General features: G+C 71.3%; 15 protein-coding genes. 9 read left to right on the top strand and 6 right to left on the bottom strand.

Annotated elements, in window-relative coordinates; all coding sequences use genetic code 11:
• From IEY63_RS12155 to IEY63_RS12135, 5 genes are all read left to right on the top strand, one after another.
• The gene (locus IEY63_RS12155) at positions 1–1,443 is read left to right on the top strand and encodes a superoxide dismutase family protein (protein WP_189069277.1); all 1,443 of its coding nucleotides are present in this window, start codon (positions 1–3) and stop codon (positions 1,441–1,443) included.
• 109 nt (positions 1,444–1,552) lie between these two features.
• Positions 1,553–2,491, top strand: a complete 939-nt coding sequence (locus tag IEY63_RS12150) for an ABC transporter ATP-binding protein (protein ID WP_189069276.1) — start codon at positions 1,553–1,555, stop codon at positions 2,489–2,491.
• Between the two features lie 31 nt (positions 2,492–2,522).
• On the top strand, positions 2,523–3,296 hold the full coding sequence (locus tag IEY63_RS12145) for a DUF2705 family protein (protein ID WP_189069275.1): 774 nt from the start codon (positions 2,523–2,525) through the stop codon (positions 3,294–3,296).
• Positions 3,297–3,472: 176 nt separating this feature from the next.
• Positions 3,473–3,886: a globin domain-containing protein gene (locus IEY63_RS12140; protein ID WP_189069274.1), complete on the top strand. Its 414-nt coding sequence runs from the start codon at positions 3,473–3,475 to the stop codon at positions 3,884–3,886.
• Between the two features lie 121 nt (positions 3,887–4,007).
• A complete protein-coding gene (locus IEY63_RS12135; protein ID WP_189069273.1) occupies positions 4,008–5,099 on the top strand; it encodes a bifunctional 3-deoxy-7-phosphoheptulonate synthase/chorismate mutase in 1,092 nt (363 codons plus the stop codon).
• Positions 5,100–5,195: 96 nt separating this feature from the next.
• On the opposite strand, the gene IEY63_RS12130 is transcribed toward IEY63_RS12135, so the two are convergent.
• From IEY63_RS12130 to IEY63_RS12120, 3 genes are read right to left on the bottom strand one after another with little or no spacing between them, the layout of a single operon-like run.
• Entirely contained in the window at positions 5,196–5,786 is a 591-nt protein-coding gene (locus tag IEY63_RS12130; protein WP_189069272.1) for a 2'-5' RNA ligase family protein, read from the bottom strand.
• A gap of 4 nt (positions 5,787–5,790) precedes the next feature.
• Positions 5,791–6,435: a helix-turn-helix transcriptional regulator gene (locus IEY63_RS12125; protein ID WP_189069271.1), complete on the bottom strand. Its 645-nt coding sequence runs from the start codon at positions 6,433–6,435 to the stop codon at positions 5,791–5,793.
• A gap of 40 nt (positions 6,436–6,475) precedes the next feature.
• Complete coding sequence (locus IEY63_RS12120; RefSeq protein ID WP_189069270.1) at positions 6,476–7,525, bottom strand: Mrp/NBP35 family ATP-binding protein; 1,050 nt, start codon at positions 7,523–7,525, stop codon at positions 6,476–6,478.
• A 107-nt stretch (positions 7,526–7,632) separates the two neighbouring features.
• Between IEY63_RS12120 and IEY63_RS12115 the strand changes: the two genes are divergently transcribed.
• The 3 genes from IEY63_RS12115 (at position 7,633) to IEY63_RS12105 (ending at position 12,945) form a co-directional block, all read left to right on the top strand.
• Positions 7,633–9,591 (top strand): PEGA domain-containing protein, encoded by a 1,959-nt coding sequence (locus IEY63_RS12115; RefSeq protein ID WP_189069269.1) that lies wholly within the window; start codon positions 7,633–7,635, stop codon positions 9,589–9,591.
• Positions 9,592–9,662: 71 nt separating this feature from the next.
• On the top strand, positions 9,663–11,180 hold the full coding sequence (guaA, locus tag IEY63_RS12110; protein ID WP_189069268.1) for a glutamine-hydrolyzing GMP synthase: 1,518 nt from the start codon (positions 9,663–9,665) through the stop codon (positions 11,178–11,180).
• A gap of 160 nt (positions 11,181–11,340) precedes the next feature.
• On the top strand, positions 11,341–12,945 hold the full coding sequence (locus IEY63_RS12105) for an HD domain-containing phosphohydrolase (RefSeq protein WP_189069267.1): 1,605 nt from the start codon (positions 11,341–11,343) through the stop codon (positions 12,943–12,945).
• 30 nt (positions 12,946–12,975) lie between these two features.
• On the opposite strand, the gene IEY63_RS12100 is transcribed toward IEY63_RS12105, so the two are convergent.
• The 3 genes from IEY63_RS12100 to hpf all read right to left on the bottom strand — a co-directional run bounded on the left by IEY63_RS12100 (position 12,976) and on the right by hpf (position 15,121).
• Positions 12,976–13,347 carry a hypothetical protein gene (locus tag IEY63_RS12100; protein ID WP_373290915.1) on the bottom strand — a complete coding sequence of 124 codons (372 nt, stop codon included), beginning with the start codon at positions 13,345–13,347 and terminating at the stop codon, positions 12,976–12,978.
• Between the two features lie 2 nt (positions 13,348–13,349).
• A complete protein-coding gene (locus tag IEY63_RS12095; protein ID WP_189069266.1) occupies positions 13,350–14,429 on the bottom strand; it encodes a butyrate kinase in 1,080 nt (359 codons plus the stop codon).
• A 128-nt stretch (positions 14,430–14,557) separates the two neighbouring features.
• Positions 14,558–15,121: a ribosome hibernation-promoting factor, HPF/YfiA family gene (gene hpf / locus IEY63_RS12090; RefSeq protein ID WP_189069361.1), complete on the bottom strand. Its 564-nt coding sequence runs from the start codon at positions 15,119–15,121 to the stop codon at positions 14,558–14,560.
• A 199-nt stretch (positions 15,122–15,320) separates the two neighbouring features.
• Between hpf and IEY63_RS12085 the strand changes: the two genes are divergently transcribed.
• On the top strand, positions 15,321–15,974 hold the full coding sequence (locus IEY63_RS12085; protein WP_189069265.1) for a TetR/AcrR family transcriptional regulator: 654 nt from the start codon (positions 15,321–15,323) through the stop codon (positions 15,972–15,974).
• Positions 15,975–16,010: the final 36 nt, after the last annotated feature.

The following is a 16,010-nucleotide window of genomic DNA, read 5'->3' as shown; positions in this document are numbered from 1 at the left end:
ATGCGGCACCTGATCACGGCAGGTCTTCTGGGCGGCGCGGCACTGGGCGGCGCACTGCTGGGCAGCGTGGGCCTCGCGGGGGGGGCCGGCGTGCCCATGGCGCCGGCCGCGGCTCCGGCCTCCACGCCGCTGCGGGCCACGGCCGCCCTGCGCGACGCCGCCGGGCAGGTGCTGGGCACCGCCACCTTCGAGCAGCAGGGCGCGGGCGTGACTGTCCGCGTGCGCGTGAGCGGCCTGACACCCGGTCAGCACGGCATGCACGTGCATGAGTTCGGGCGCTGCACCCCAGGCGTGGACGCCGCGACGAACACGGTCGTGCCGTTCGGCGGGGCGGGCGGGCACTTTGATCCCGGCATGAGCCGCAACCATGACAGTCCCCAGACCGACAACCGCGCCGGGCACGGCGGGGACCTCCCGATGCTGACCGTCGGGGCGGACGGCACCGGTCAGGCGAGCTTCACCACCATGAAACTCAGCCTGAGCGGCATGACGGGGATCCTGAACCGCTCGCTGGTGATTCACGCGCAGCCGGACGATTACCGGAGTGACCCTGCCGGGATGACGGGCGCGCGGGAACGCTGCGGCGTGATCACGCGGGACAACTTCAGCGTGCGGGACTATCCGCTGCCCGGCCCGCAGGACTTCCCCGAAGGCGTGGCAGTGGACGCGGCGCGCGGCGTGGCCTACACGGGCAGCGCGGCCAGCGGCACCATCTACGCCGTGCACCTGGGCACCGGCGCCGTATCGAAGTTCGCCGAGGGGGGCGGCCAGGGGCGCGCTTCAGCGCTGGGTCTGAAGGTGGACGCGCAGGGCCGCGTGTGGGCAGCGGGCGGCGCGAGTGGCACCGTCAGCGTCCTGCGCCCCGACGGGTTCCCGGTCGCGATCCTGAACACCCCGAAGTCCCCGAACGCGTACGTGAACGACCTGACGCCCGCCCCGGACGGAAACGTATACGTCACGGATTCCAGCCGCCCCGTAATCTTCCGGGTCACGCCGGACCTGAAGCTCAGCGCGTGGCTGGACCTGAGCGTCACGCCCATCCGCTACGCGCCGGGCATCAACCTGAACGGCATCGTGGCCACCCCGGACGGGCGGGCGCTGCTGGCCGTGCAGCTGAACACCGGTGAGTTGTGGCGCATCGACCTGCGCACGAAGGCCGTGCGGCGCGTCATGGGCGGCCTGACCCGCGGCGACGGCCTGCTGCTGGATGGCCGGACGCTGTACGTGGTGCGCAACGCCGAGCAGGTGATCACGAAGGTGACCCTGAACGCCGACTACACCGCCGGACAGGTGGTGGCCGAGGAACCCCTGATGGGCCTGCGCTTCCCCACCACCCTGGCGGCTGTGGGCGGCGACCTGATCGTCGCGCAGGGCCAGCTGGACAAGCTGCAGGGCGGGACGCCGGAAACACCGTTCAAGCTGACGCGATTCAAGAAATTCTAAACCGCGTAGGTTTCCCGGAGGTCGGCTGACACGCGTGGTCACCGGCCTCCGATGCTTTGACGTGAGGATTTTAAGGAACGGGCCCACCCGGCTGGGGTAGGCTGTGCGGGTGACGAAACAAGGTGCGCCAGCCATTCCCGCCATTGAGGTGAGGGGGCTGAACAAAACGTACGGTTCAAATGCTGTCCTAGAAGACGTGCAGCTGACCGTGAAACCCGGAGAGGTCTACGCCCTGACCGGCCCGAACGGCGCCGGGAAAACCACCCTGATCCGCACCATGACCGGCCTGGCCTTCCCCTCCAGCGGCGAGGTGCGCCTGCTGGGCCGGGACGTGCACACGGACGGCGAGCGCGCCCGCGCGTACCTGGGCGCGGTCGTGGAGGCACCCGCGAAGTTCTACCCGCAGTTCACGGGCACGCAGAACCTCCAGATTCACGCGAACCTGTCCGCGATGGCGCCCGGCGGCCGCAAGATCAGCCGCGACCGCATCCGGGAGGTGCTGGCACTGCTGGAACTGACCCGCATGGGGGACCGCCGGGTCGGGGAGTACTCGCTGGGCCAGCGGCAGCGGCTGGGCGTGGCGAGCGCCATGCTGGCCGAGCCGAAGGTGCTGATTCTGGACGAGCCGACCAGCGGCCTCGATCCCCTGGGGATCGGGCTGATTCACCGGATCGTGACCAGCCTCGCCACGAGCGGCTGCGCGGTTGTGCTCAGCACGCACCACCTCCGGGAGATAGCCACGTACGCGCACACAGTGGGCATCCTGACCGGCGGGCGGCTGGTGGACACCGTGGACCTGCGCGCCCGGCAGGCCGCGTACCGTTTCCGGGTGGATGACCCGGTGGGCGCGGCGGCGGTGCTGGAGCGCCTGCCGTTCGTGCGGCGCGTAAGTACCCGCACGCCGTACGCCATTGCGCACCTGGGCGGCGAGTCCCGCGTGCCGGACGCCCTGTCGCACCTGCACAACGAGGGCATCCGGGTGTTCGAGGCCAGCCCGGATCATTTCGACCTGTACGAGTACTACCGCGAACGCGTGGAGCAAGCCTGATGACCATCACCCTGACCGCTGGGGGCCGCACATGCTGACCCTGCTGACCCTGGAATTCCGCAAACTGTTCGGGGCGCGCAGCGTGCGCCTAGCGCTGCTGGTCACGCTGCTGCTGCCGCTGATGTGGGCGTTCGCGCCGCGCCTGAACCAGCTCGTTCAGGTGAGTCTGGTCAGCGGCTGGCAGCTGCCTGCCGTGAGTATCGGCGTGACGATCGGGTACCTGCTGCCGCTGTTCATTGCCGTGACGGTCGGCGAGATGATCGGCGCGGAGGTCTCGCAGGGGACGCTGGCGCCGCTGCTACTGCGCCCCGTGAACCGCGTGAAGGTCATTGCCAGCAAGTTGATCGTGTCCCTGTCGTACCCGTTCATCCTGATCTTCACGACCATCCTGGGTTCCCTGATCGCCGGGATTCCCATGGGCTTCGGGTCCTTCTCCGGCGGCACCGGGCTGGGGCCGGGCCTGTTCGTGGGCGTGGGCACCCTGACGTCCAGCGCGGCCTTCGCGGAGGTCCTGCGCGGCGGGCTGCTGGCGGGCGTGGTGCTGATGCCCATCGCGGCACTGTCCCTGCTGTTTGGCGTGATGTACCTGAACACGGCCGCCGCGGCGCTGGCGACCTTCGCGACGCTGATCGTCATGCGGCTGCTGGTGGTCCTGCCGGACACCATCCAGAGCATCCTGCTGACCAGTCACCTGAACCTGTACGTGCAGCAGGGCGACATCATGCAGTCCCTGATCCTGCTGCTGATCTACACGGTCGGGTTTGGCCTGCTGAGCATTTTCGCCTTCGACCGCCGCGACGTGTAACGCGCCGCAGCCGCGTTCAGGAGGGGGGCGTGGCGGCTGCCGCGTCCCCCTTCTGCGTGGCCGGGACGCGCGTGGTTGTCCTCCGGGCTGCGGGGGAGTGTGTCGGGTGCAGGCGCCCCCTGTCCTCACCTCCGGGGGCCACGGTGTGGTCAGGCCGCATGCTCTACCCTGCGGGCATGACGGCGCCCATCTCCCTGAACGCGGGCGGCAGCCTGTACGACCGGATCGGACCGGAGGCCCTGGCGGCCCTGGTCACGCGCTTTTACACGCTCGTAGCCAGTGATCCGCTGCTCGCGCCGATCTTCCCGCAGGACCTGAGCGTGACGGCCGAGAAACAGCTGGCGTTCCTGACGGGCTTCCTGGGCGGCCCGCCGCTGTACCACGAGCGTTTCGGGCACCCACGGCTGCGGGCGCGGCACCTGCCCTTCCCGATCACGCCGGCGCGGGCGCGGGCGTGGCTGGCGTGCATGCAGGCGGCGCTGCGGGACACGCCGCAGATCGGGACGGACGACGCGCGGGAGCTGTATGCGGCCCTGTCGCGCGTGGCGGTGCACATGGTGAACACCGACGGGGTGGCGTCCGCGCCCTGAGTGGCCGGGCCGCACCTCACGTGCGGGCTGCAGTCGTGACCGGCGTTCGGGTTGGACAACTCCTGGCAATTGACTAGCAGGGTGGGGGCGGGGGCAGGCGGCCTTTCCTACACTGCGCAGCATGACCCACCAGCGCAGCATTGAGGACCTCCGCGCCGAGGTCGACCAGATCAATCGTGACCTGCTGAAACTGCTCTCCAAACGCGGCGAGGTTGTCGCGCAGATCGGGCATGCCAAGACCCAGGAGGGCCGCCCGAACCACTACGACCCGGCCCGTGAGGACAAGCAGCTCAAGGAGATCGAATCCCTGAACGAGGGACCCTTCACCAGCGCGGCCGTCAAGGCGATCTTCAAGGAGATCTTCAAGGCCAGCCTGGACCTCGAAGAGAGCAACGACAAGAAGCAGTTGCTCGTGTCCCGCAAGGTCAAGAGCGAGGACACCGTGCTCGACATTGACGGCGTCCGCATCGGCGGGGACGCGCCGCCCATCATCGTGGCCGGCCCCTGCTCCATTGAGAGTGAGGAGCAGATGGAGCAGACCGCGGCGTACCTGGCCGCCAAGGGCGTGAAGATCCTGCGGGGCGGCGCGTACAAGCCCCGCACCAGCCCGTACGGCTTCCAGGGCATGGGCGTGGACGGCCTGATCCTGGGCAGCCGCGTGGCCAAGGAGCACGGCATGCTGTTCGTGACGGAAGTCATGGACACCCGTGACGTGGAGATCGTCGCCGAGCACGCCGACATCCTTCAGGTGGGGGCGCGCAACATGCACAACTTCGCGCTGCTGCGCGAGGTGGGCCGCGCCCGCCGCCCGGTGCTGCTCAAGCGCGGCCTGAGCGCCACCATCGAGGAGTGGCTGTACGCCGCCGAGTACATCTTGTCCGAGGGCAACAGCGAGGTGATTCTCTGCGAGCGTGGCATCCGCACGTACGAGAAGTGGACCCGCAACACCCTGGACCTCAGCGCCGTGGCCCTCGCCAAGCAGGAGACGCACCTGCCGGTCATCGTGGACGTCACGCACGCCGCCGGTCGCCGCGACCTGCTGATCCCGCTCGCCAAGGCCGCGCTGGCGGTCGGTGCGGACGGCATTCACGTGGAGGTGCACCCCAGCCCCGCCACCGCCCTGAGTGACAACGAGCAGCAGCTGGACTTCGCCGGGTACGACAAGTTCAGTGACGCGCTGAGCACCCTGCTGCGCCAGCCGGTCGGCGTGTAAGACTCCCGTTCAGACAGAGCGCCGCCCCGTTCTACCGGGGCGGCGCTCTGCGTTCAACGGCTGGCCCCCGCCAGGGCGCAGCTGGGCGGCCTGTATTCAGCTGGGGGCGGATTCTGCGCTGGGCGCGTCCACGCCGGGCACCGGCGGGTCGAGCAGCGGGAAGGTGTGCAGTTCCTGCACCTCGCCCCGGTGTTCCTTGGTCAGGCTCAGGGCTTCCACCCGGAACTGCGTCAGTGGCGGCGTCAGGTCCCTGATCTGCTCCCAGAGGATCGGCTCGGCCCAGGGCAGGACGCCCAGCGCCAGGGTCAGGTGGGGCCGGTACTCGGGCCCGTCGTAGCGGGCGCGGCTGCTGGGTTCAATGGTCAGGGTGCGGTCGTGCAGGGCGCGCAGGGCGGGGCTCAGTTCGCACTCCAGGAAGATCACGCCCGGCAGCTGCTTCCAGCCGCGCACCTGCACGTCGAAGGCCTGCTGGCCGCGCAGCACGTCGCGGCAGACGTCCACCAGGTCCGCGCTGCGCAGCGTGGTCTGGAAGGGCGCGCGGATGTTCAGGTGCGGCAGGCCGAAGCCGCGCACGTTCAGCCGGTCCTGCAGTCGGCGCAGCCAGCTGTCGAGCGCCTCGGGCGGCCACGCCACGATGGAGTACAGGGGTCGGGGCGCGTCGTCCAGCGCGGGCAGGAACAGGCTCATGGGTTTACCCGACCCGGTAGTGACAGCAGGCCTGCCCGCAGGCAATGCGGGTGTCGCGCATGACGGGCACGCCCAGCACCTCGGTGTACAGCGTGATCTCGGCGCTGCACAGCTGCGCGTACTGCCGCGCGACGGTCAGGTTCGGGCAGTTGCGCTGCGTGAAGACCCAGCGGCCCTGGTCGTCCTGCGCGGCGGTCGCGTCGAACCCGTGCTCGTTCAGGCGCTGCACGAGGATCTGCACGCGTTCACCCAGGGGGAGTCCGGCGGGCAGATCGGTGCGCAGGCGGTCGGCGATCTCGGCGTTGCGGGCGTCCAGGACCTTCAGGACGGCACCCGCGCCGAACAGTCCCTCGATGTGCCGCAGGACGTCCACGCACAGGCTGGAGTAGGTTTTCGGGAAGGCCGCCTCGCCCCGGTCGGTCAGGGCGAAGACATGCTGGGGCCGTCCGCGTCCGCCGGGCCGCTCGGTGCGCGCTTCCAGCAGGCCCTGGTCCTGCAGGTCGCACAGGTGCCGGCGCGCGGCGGGCACGCTGACGTCCAGCCGCTGCGCGAGGTCCTGCGCGGTCTGCGGGCCGTGCCGCTTGACAAATTCCAGCAGGCGGGTCTTGGTGCGCTCGGCACCGGCGGGTGCGAGGGTCGCGGCACTCATGTGCGGCTCCGGTGTGGGTGGGCGTGGGCGGACGCGCCGGTCATACGACGGTCAGCTGGTCGGGGAGGTGCGAGAGGGTGCGGACACTGACCTGACCGGCCAGCGCGCGGGCCGCCTGCCGCAGCGCCAGGGCGGCCGGGCTGTCCGGGTGGGCCAGCACGGCGGGCGTGCCTGCGTCGGCGTCCTGGCGGACGCTGACTTCCAGCGGAATCTCGCCCAGCAGGGTGTGGTCGCCCAGCTTGCGGCTGCCGCCCCGGCCGAAGATGTCGTACGTGATGCCGGTGTCGGGCGCCACGAAGTAGCTCATGTTCTCGATGACGCCCAGCACGGGCACGCTGGCCTTGCGGAACATGTCCAGCGCGCGGGTCGCGTCGATCAGCGCGACGTCCTGCGGGGTGGTGACGATCACGGCGCCCGTGACCTGAATGGTCTGCGTCAGGGACAGCTGCACGTCCCCCGTGCCCGGGGGCAGGTCCACGATCAGGTAGTCCAGTTCACCCCACGCGGCGTCTTTCAGGAACTGCTGAATGGCGGAGTGCAGCATGGGCCCGCGCCACACCAGCGCCTGCCCGGCCGGGGAGAGGTTCGCCATGGAGATGAAGCGCACGCCGTGCGCGTCCAGGGGGCGCATCTTGCGCTCCTCGTTCGCGGTGACCTTCGCGCCGCTCTGGCCGAGCATGTGCGCCACACTGGGGCCGTACACGTCCGCGTCGAGAAGGCCGACCCGCGCGCCGTCCAGCGCGAGGCCCGCGGCGAGGTTCACGGCGACGCTGCTCTTGCCCACGCCGCCCTTGCCGCTGCCGACCAGCAGGACGTGCTTCACGCCGGGCAGGGCGGGCTGCGCGGGCGGCCGGACCATCGCGCCGAACGTGATGACGGCGTCCTGCACGCCCGGGACGGTCAGGGCGGCGGCGCGCACGTCATGCTCGATCTGACCTTTCAGGGGGCAGGCGGGGGTCGTGAGGTTCACCTTCACGTGCGCCACACCCGCGTCCACGCTGGCGTGCTCGATCATGCCCAGTGACACGAGGTCCCGGTGCAGTTCCGGGTCGTTCACGGTGCTCAGGGCGGCCATCAGGGCGTCACGCATATCCCGCAATTAGTAGCGCAAAGCGAGGGGCGCGGCAAGCCACACGCTCACACTGCGCCGCCCACTCGGGCGCCGCCTGGGGCGGGCGGCGGCCTATACTGCGGGCCGTGAAGCCCCTTGGCCCCTATGTGGCCGCGCGTGACCTGCCGGGCCGGATGAACAGTCCGGTGCGGACGCTGCGTGCCACGGACCGCCTGACGGGCATGCCGGTGCTGCTGCACGGCCTGCCTGCCCCGATGCCCCTTCCGGATCTGCCCGAGCATCCGAACGTGCTGCTCCCGGCCGAGTGCGTGGAGGTCGCCGGGGAGGCGTTCATGGTGACGGAACTGCCCCTTCAGGCCCGCCCGGCGCAGGACCCGGCCCTGACGGCGCGGGGGGCGCTGCTGGCCCTGACGGCGCTGCACGGGCGCGGCGTGGTCCACGGCGGCCTGAGCGCCTCGCAGCTGTGGAGCGTGGACGGCGAGGTCCGCCTGGCCGGGGCGGGCCTCCCCTGGGGGGGCGAGGCCCGCCCGGCGGACGACCTGTACGCTCTGGCGGTCATCCTGCACGAGATGGGCGAGTTCCCGCCCGCGCTGCGCCCCCTGCTGGACGACCCGGGCCGCCTGGACGCGCAGGAGGCGCTGCGGCAGCTCAGCCTGACGGCCACGGCCGCAGCTGCCCGGACGCCCCCCGCCCCCACGCCGCCCCCTCCAGCGACCGCCCTGTCAGAGACAGGTGCAGCGCTGACGCTGCCCGACCGGGACCCGCCGGCTGACCGGGGTGCCGCTGAGCCCGCCAGCGCCCCGGACCCTGAGCCCGGGCTGGCCAGCGTGACCGAACCGAGGGGGCGCCGGGAGCGCCGCAGCCGGTTCCGCCTGCCGGGCGTGGACCGGAGGAGCGAGGCGCTCGAGCCCCCCCTGTCCACGCCGGATGTCAGTGGCGCTGACCGGTCTGACGACCCGCCGAGTGCAGTGAAGCCCGACGACCTGGCGCTGAACTCCGTCAAGGCTGGACCACGGCAGGAGCCCAGCGCGCCCCTGCCGGCGGGCGACCTGCTGGCCCCCCTGCCGGCACCAGTCGAACCGCTCGCCGCTGCGGCCGAGCTGGGTGACGCGCCGCCCGTTCCGACTGGGCCGAGCACGTCCGCCCCCGACGAGCAACCGCATGACGGCTCACTGATCGTGCTGGGCGAGCCGGAACCTCCGGTGGCCACGGCGTCCGGTCGGTCCTCACCGCAGGAGCGTCGCCGCCGGGAGCATGAGGCGCGGCGCGAGCAGGCGGCGCTGGACGCCCAGGCGGCCGCCGAGCGCCGCCGGCGTCAGGAGAGCGCGCCCCCCGCCGCAGCGCCCGTGGTGCCCGCGCCCCTCCAGATTGGCTTCGACGATGATCTGCCGGTGTGGGAAGCGGACGGCCCGGCGCCCACTCCGGGTTTACAGCTGCGGGACGTGCCGCGCCTGCCGGCCTCGCTGCGGCGCGCGCCCCTGCCGCCCGACGAGGACACGCCCGGGCAGACCGGGCCGGGCGACGCGGGGCTGGCACAGGCCGGGACCGTGGCGCGGCGCCGCACCGGGGAGCCCATCCGGATCGGCTGGGACGAGGATGATTCCTGGCGCGTGGTGCGCGAGGCCCCGACACCCCAGGTACGGGCGCGCCGCCCACTGCTGTGGCGCGTGGCGTTCTGGGGCGCGCTGGGGGCGGGTCTGGTCCTCCTGACGGTCCTCATGTCGGGTCTGCTGAGAGGCCGGGCGGCGCCGGTGACCACGCAGACCACGGTGTCCCGACCAGCGGGCGGGCAGGCCGCAGCTGCGCCCGCCGGGACCGGTTCGGGCGCCGCGGCAGCTCAGCCGCAGACGGTGCAGTTCACGGTGCGGGGCGCGCCCGGCGTGACGGCCCGCCTGTCCGTGGAGCAGGCGCCAGCCGCAGCGAAGCTCGCGCCGGGCGCGTCGCTGGGCCGCGCACCGGGCCGCGTGACGTTCCCCGCGCCGGGCACGTACCGGGTGCGGGTGGTGGTGGACGGCTACGCGCCAGGCAGCATGACCGTCACGGTGCCGCGGGCGCAGCCGGTCACGATTGATCTGGACCGCTGAGGCCACTGCGGGAGCGGCTCGTCTGTCCCGCCGGGACGCCCGCCGTCCGGGCGCGTGAGAGAATCGGGGTGATGAGCGTCGTCATTCTGGATTTCGGCAGTCAATTCACGCGCCTGATCGCGCGCCGCTTCCGTGAACTCGGGGCGTACAGCGTGATCCTGCCCGGCAGCGCGCCCCTGGAACGCATCCTGAAGGAGAACCCGCAGGGCGTCGTGCTGTCGGGTGGACCCAGCAGCGTCTACGACGAGGCGGCCCCGAAGCCCGCGCCGGGCGTGCTGGACCTGAACGTGCCGGTGCTGGGCGTGTGCTACGGCATGCAGTACCTCGCGCATCAGGCGGGCGGGGACGTGAAGCGCGCCGGGAAACGCGAGTACGGCAAGGCCGACCTGACCAGCTACAGCGGGCAGCTGTTCGAGGGCATCCAGGGTGAGTTCGTGGCCTGGATGAGCCACAGCGACTCGGTCACGCAGCTGCCCGAAGGCTACGAGGTCGTCGCGCAGACGGAGGACACCCCGGTCACCGCGATCGAAAACCGCCAGACCCGCCGCTACGGCGTGCAGTTCCACCCGGAAGTCGTGCACACGCCCAAGGGTGGGCAGCTGCTGGCGAACTTCCTGGCGATCTGCGGCGTGACGCGCGACTGGACGGCCGAGCACATCATCGACGAGCTGATCGCGGACGTGCGCACGCAGGTTGGGGACGGCCGGGTGCTGCTGGCGATCAGCGGTGGCGTGGATTCCAGCACGCTGGGCCTGCTGCTGGCCAGGGCGGTCGGAGAGAAACTCACGGCTGTGTTCATTGATCACGGGCTGCTGCGTCTCGGTGAGCGTGAGCAGGTCGAGGCGGCCCTGAAACCCCTGGGCGTGAACCTCGTGACCGTGGACGCCCGCGCCGAGTTCATGGCGGCGCTGGACGGTGTCTCGGACCCCGAGCAGAAACGCAAGATCATCGGCCGGGAGTTCATCCGAGCCTTCGAGCGTGAGGCCCGCGCGTACGGTCCCTTCGACTTCCTGGCGCAGGGGACCCTCTACCCGGACGTGATCGAGTCCGCCGGGGGCGAGGGCGCCGCGAACATCAAGAGTCACCACAACGTGGGCGGCCTGCCGGACGACCTGGCGTTCAAGCTGGTCGAGCCGTTCCGCACGCTGTTCAAGGACGAGGTCCGCGAGATTGCCCGGCTGCTGGGCCTGCCGGATCACATCCGCATGCGGCACCCCTTCCCGGGGCCGGGCCTGGCGATCCGCTGCCTGGGCGCGATCAGCGAGGAGAAGCTGGACATCCTGCGCCGCGTGGACGACATCTTCATCAGTGGCCTGCGCGAGTTCAGCCTGTACGACGGCTGCTCGCAGGCGCTGGCGATCCTCACGCCCATCCAGTCAGTCGGCGTGATGGGCGACGAGCGCACGTACTCGTACACGGCGGCGCTGCGGGCCGTGACCACCGACGACTTCATGACGGCCGAGTGGGCGCGCCTCCCGTACGAGTTCCTGGCGACCATGAGCAACCGCATCGTGAACCAGGTGCATGAGATCAACCGCGTGGTGTACGACATCACGGGCAAACCGCCCGCGACCATCGAGTGGGAATGACGCGGCGCTGACCTGAGCTGATCCTGTCGATCCGGCCGCCGCGCCGCGTCGTCTGCCGGGGGGGAGTGGTGCGGGGCCCGTCCGCCGCGATAGCGTGGGGCATGCCACCCCCGTATCGCCGGACGTGGAGTGGGCGCGCCGTCCAGCCCCGGCTGCGCCCATGACGCGCGACCTGCCGGGCAGCGGCCTGCCGGAGACGCTGCGGCCCGCCCTGGAAGCGCAGGCGCTGGTGCTGCTCGCGCAGTCCAGTGGGGACATGTTCACGCGCTGCGCGCAGCTGGCCCGGGACATCACGGCGGCGGGGACCGCCATGACCCTGCTGTACCGTCCCGAGACGGACGACCTGGAGATCGTCGCGGCGGCCGGTGAGCACCGGGAGGCGGCCATCGGCGTGCGGCTGCCCCGCGGTCAGGGGCTGGCGTGGCGCGTGGTGCAGTCCGGGCAGGCAACCCTGATTCCCCGGACGGATCAGGACCCGCAGACGGTCCACGTCTCGGGGCAGCCGCTGCCGCACACGTACCTGGGCGTGCCGCTGCTTGACCCGGACGGCACGCTGCTGGGGGTGCTGTCCGTGAACCGGCTGGCGCAGGGCACGCAGTTCGGCAGTGGTGAGGCGCAGGCGCTGACGCTGCTGGGGCAGGCGGCCAGCGTGGCGTACTCCCGCGCGCGGGCACTGGAGGACGCTCAGGGCGCCGCGCGGCAGTTCGAGCAGCTCGCAGAGCTGTCCGCAGTGCTTGCGGACCTGACCAGTCCCGAGGAGATCGGGCAGCGGGCCATCCAGACGCTGGTGGACCTGTCGGGCTTCACGGTGGGCGCCGTGGTCGTCCTGGACCGCGCGGGGCAGGTGCAGCTGTCGGTGCTGGCCGGTCACCCGGAAGGGCAGGCCGCGACCCGGGAGGTGCTGGCGTCCAGCCCCGCCCCGACCGGACTGATCGGGGAGGTGCTGCGCACCGGGCGGACGCAGGTGGCCGCGGACTACCAGACCTGGGCAGCCCGCCGGGCGGACGTCCCGAACGTCTTCACGGGCCTCGCCGCGCCCCTGCGGGTGGACGGGCGGGTGGTGGGCGTGGTGCTGCTGATGCACCTGCAGCGGCGCGTGCCGGCGCCCGGTTCACTCGTGACGCTGCTGGAAACGGTCGCGCAGCGGATCAGTCAGGCGCTGGACCGCGCCGCGAGCGTCGAGCACCTGCACCAGACGCGCGAGGCAGCGCTGCGCACGCTGGGCCGCATGCTCGAAAGCCGCGACGGGGACACCTTCGGGCATACCGACCGCGTCACCACCCTGGCCGTGCGCCTGGGCGAGCGGCTGGGCCTGAGTGCAGCGCAGGTGCAGCACCTGCGCTGGGGCGCGTACCTGCATGACATCGGCAAGGTCGCGGTGGATGACCGGCTGCTGCGCAAGGCGGGCCCCCTCACGCCGCCCGAACGGCAGGCCATGCAGTGGCACGTGGAGGTCGGGGATCAGCTGCTGCGCGACGAGGTGTTCGTGCCGCGTGAGGTGCGTGAGGTGGTCCGGCACCATCATGAACACTGGGACGGCAGCGGGTACCCGGACCGGCTGAGCGGGGAGAACATTCCCCTGCTGGCGCGGATTTTCAGTGTGGCGGACGTGTTTGACGCCCTGATCAGCCCCCGCACGTACAAGCTGGCGTGGTCGGCGCGCGCCGCGGCAGACGCCCTGCTGGAGCAGGCCGGGCGGCACTTCGACCCGGCGGTGGTCGAGGCGTTCCTGAGTGTCCTGCGCGACGACGGCCTGCTGGACTGAACGCCACATGCCCGTCAGGACCGGTCTCGCCTAGCGCTGCTGGTCGCGCACCGCGGCGAGCGTCTCCTCGAACTCGTCGAGAAATTCGTCTTCCAGCAGGCGGTCGCGGATCAGGGCGTCCTGGGCGGTGGTGGCCTGCTCACGCGTCCAGCGGAGCCGGGCCTGACGGGCGCCACTCACGTTCCCCTTGCCCGCAATGAAGCGCGCGGCGTGCCGGACCGCGGCGACCGGGTCCTCGGTGGGCGCCGTAACGGACAGGTTGCGCAGGCCGCCCTGATCGTTCACGAGGGAGCAGGTGACCTCGATGCGCGGCCCGCGGCGGGCGAGGAACACCTGATCCACGCGCCACATGCTGGTCGCGCGGATGGGGTCGGGGGTGCGCTGGGGGCGGCGGCGGGCCACGCTCAGCACCCAGGCTGGGCGGGTGGCGTCCACTCGCGCAGCGCTTCCTGACCCAGCAGGACGCGGCCCGCGCCCTCGGCGAGGGCTTCGAGTTCCAGCTCGCCGGGAATCACGAACACCGGGGCGATCCACGCGACGCGGCGTTCAAGCCGGTCGATCAGTTCGTCCCAGCGGGCAATCCCGCCGGTCAGGACGATGGCGTCGGGGCGGGCGCTGAGCGCGCCGGTCTGCTCACCGATGGCCTTGGCGACCTGATGGATGAAGGCCGCAGCGACGCTGCTGACGTCGGGGTCACCCAGGCTGCGGCCCTCCAGTTCGCGCAGGTTGGCGCTGCCGGTCAGGGCCAGGAACCCGCTCTCGGCGGCGAGGTGGTGCAGGGTCCCCGCGCCGAGCTGAGCGTGCAGGCGCAGCAGGTCGCGGGCGGGCACGGGGCCGCTCTGGCGGGCGCCCATGGGGCCGCCGCCCGCGCCGCTGCCGGTGGTGTCGATGGCGCGCCCGGCCTCGAAGGCGGTCACGCTGGTGGTGGCGCCCAGGTGCGCGACGACCACGCGGGCATCCTGGAACCTCTTGCCGACCTCGTACGCGGCGCGCCGGGCGACGGCGCGGGCGTTCAGCGCGTGGAATTCCGCGCGTCGGCTGACGCCCTTGGCGCCGGTGGGGCGCGCCTCGGGCAGCAGTTCATCCGCGCTCTGGGGGTCCACGATGAAGGCGGGCACGCCGCGCTCCTGCGCCACCGCCAGCGCCAGCGGGCCGCCCAGGTTCGGGGGGTCCTGCCCGGCGTCGCAGGCCAGCGCGTACGCCGCGAGTTCCGGGGTGACGCGGTACGTGCCCGTCGTGACCCGCCCGATGAATCCGCCGCGCCCCACCACGGCGTCCGGCGCGGGCCAGTCCTGCGTCAGGGCCAGCACCTGCCGCGTCAGGTCGGAGAGGTCGCCGGGTGTGGGCGGGGCGTCCAAAGGCAGTTCGGCGCGCGTCAGGGTGAGCCGCAGCTGTCCCGGCAGGGCGGGGTTCTCGCTGGGCTCGATCTGGGCACAGGCGAGTTTCACGCCGCTGGTTCCGGGATTGATCACGTGGGCGATCACAACGCCGCAGCGTACCAGATCAGGCGGTGATCAGACCGGGACAGCCTGCCCGCGGCGTGAGGGCGCCGCACAGCGCGGGCGGGCGCACCCCAGTTCTGGGTGCGCCCGCCCGCTTCAATGCTGGCCGCTCAGCTGGGTTCGATCAGGCCGTAGTGGCCGTCCTTGCGGCGGTACACGACCCCACAGGCGTTCGTGCGCATGTTCATGAACACGTAGAAGTCGTGGCCCAGCGCTTCCATCTGGGCGACGGCATCTTCGGGACTCATGGGGCGCAGGTCGAAGCGTTTCTGCCGCACGATCTCCGGGTGGAACTCGGTCACGTCGTCCAGTCCGGCGTTCACGTCGGCTTCGGCGGGACCGGGTTCGGGCTGGGGTGTGGCGTCGTGGCGGTGCTTGAGGTAGCGGGTCTTGAACTTGCGCAGCTGGCGTTCCAGGACGTCGCTGGCCTTGTCAATCGCGGCGTACATGTCCGCGTGGTGTTCCTCGGCGCGGATGATGCCGCTGGGGACGTTCAGCTGCACTTCAACGCGGTTGCGGCGGGCGGCGTCGCGGACGTCGCGGACGGTCAGGGTCACGCGTGCATCGGTGATCTGGTCATTGAAACGATCCAGGCGCGTGAGTTTCTCCTCGACGTAATCGCGCATGGCATCGGTGACTTCAACATTGCGGCCAGACAGCTTGTAGATGTGCACGGCTTTCACCTCTTCCTTTTCCCGGAGGGTAGGTTGGGCTCCGGTGATTCACTCTAGTCGCATGGTCATGAGACTGTCATGCGAGGCGCTTACAGCCCCTCCCCGGCATTCGCGGTATGCTCCGGGGTAGAGCGCTCCCCCATGAGCATGAAGGTGGCGGGGGCTGACCGGCATGAGCCGCGCGCGCTAGCATGGGAGCGTGAAGGTAGACCGGCAGGAACAGGATGACGCGCGGCGCGAACGCATTGCCCGCGCCGCCTTCGAGCTGTTTGCCCGCAGCGGCCTGGACGCGATCAGCGCGCAGGACATCGCGCAGGCGGCGTTTGTGAGCCGAACGAACCTGTACCGCTACTTCCCCAGCAAGGTGCACATGCTCCTGGCACACTTTGAGAAGGCCGTGCAGGCCAGCCGGGACGACGCCATGGAGCGCCTGCGGGCCGGGGCAAACCCGCAGCAGGTGTGGGACAAGGTCACGGCCCGCATGGCCGACCTGGGCGTGCGGTACCGGCATCTGGTGGGCGCCGTGGGGCAGGCCGTGCTGGGCGCCCCCCCCGCCCCCGAGCGCAGCGGGGCCCCTGAACGCGCGCCCGGCGACGGACTACAGACCGCGCTGACCCTCGCTGCCCTGGTGCAGCCGGTGCTGCTGGCCATGCAGTCGCAGGGGCGGCTGCGGCCCGAGGCGAACGTGCAGATGCTCAGCGCGCTGCTGGTGGACGCATTCATCCTCGCGCTGCTGCACGGCGGCCACCGGGATCAGCGGGAGGTGCTGCGCGACTGGCAGGACCGGTTCAGCCTGCTGATGTACGGCGCGCTGGCACCAGACAGCGCCGCGCGCGGTGAATTGAAGCACTGAACGCCGCTTACGGCGGGCCGCCCAGTAGGTCCGGGC

Source organism: Deinococcus radiotolerans (assembly GCF_014647435.1).
In the GTDB taxonomy this organism is placed as follows: Bacteria; Deinococcota; Deinococci; order Deinococcales; family Deinococcaceae; genus Deinococcus; species Deinococcus radiotolerans.
The sequence above is the reverse complement of the archived record's forward strand: the minus strand, read 5'-3'. Positions and strand labels throughout refer to the sequence as shown.

Coding starts and splice junctions, on each gene's coding strand:
- IEY63_RS12155 (WP_189069277.1), top strand. CDS start 1: ATGCGGCACCTGATCACGGCAGGTCTTCTGGGCGGCGCGGCACTGGGC.
- IEY63_RS12145 (WP_189069275.1), top strand. CDS start 2,523: ATGCTGACCCTGCTGACCCTGGAATTCCGCAAACTGTTCGGGGCGCGC.
- IEY63_RS12140 (WP_189069274.1), top strand. CDS start 3,473: ATGACGGCGCCCATCTCCCTGAACGCGGGCGGCAGCCTGTACGACCGG.
- IEY63_RS12135 (WP_189069273.1), top strand. CDS start 4,008: ATGACCCACCAGCGCAGCATTGAGGACCTCCGCGCCGAGGTCGACCAG.
- IEY63_RS12130 (WP_189069272.1), bottom strand. CDS start 5,786: ATGAGCCTGTTCCTGCCCGCGCTGGACGACGCGCCCCGACCCCTGTAC.
- IEY63_RS12125 (WP_189069271.1), bottom strand. CDS start 6,435: ATGAGTGCCGCGACCCTCGCACCCGCCGGTGCCGAGCGCACCAAGACC.
- IEY63_RS12120 (WP_189069270.1), bottom strand. CDS start 7,525: ATGCGTGACGCCCTGATGGCCGCCCTGAGCACCGTGAACGACCCGGAA.
- guaA (WP_189069268.1), top strand. CDS start 9,663: ATGAGCGTCGTCATTCTGGATTTCGGCAGTCAATTCACGCGCCTGATC.
- IEY63_RS12105 (WP_189069267.1), top strand. CDS start 11,341: ATGACGCGCGACCTGCCGGGCAGCGGCCTGCCGGAGACGCTGCGGCCC.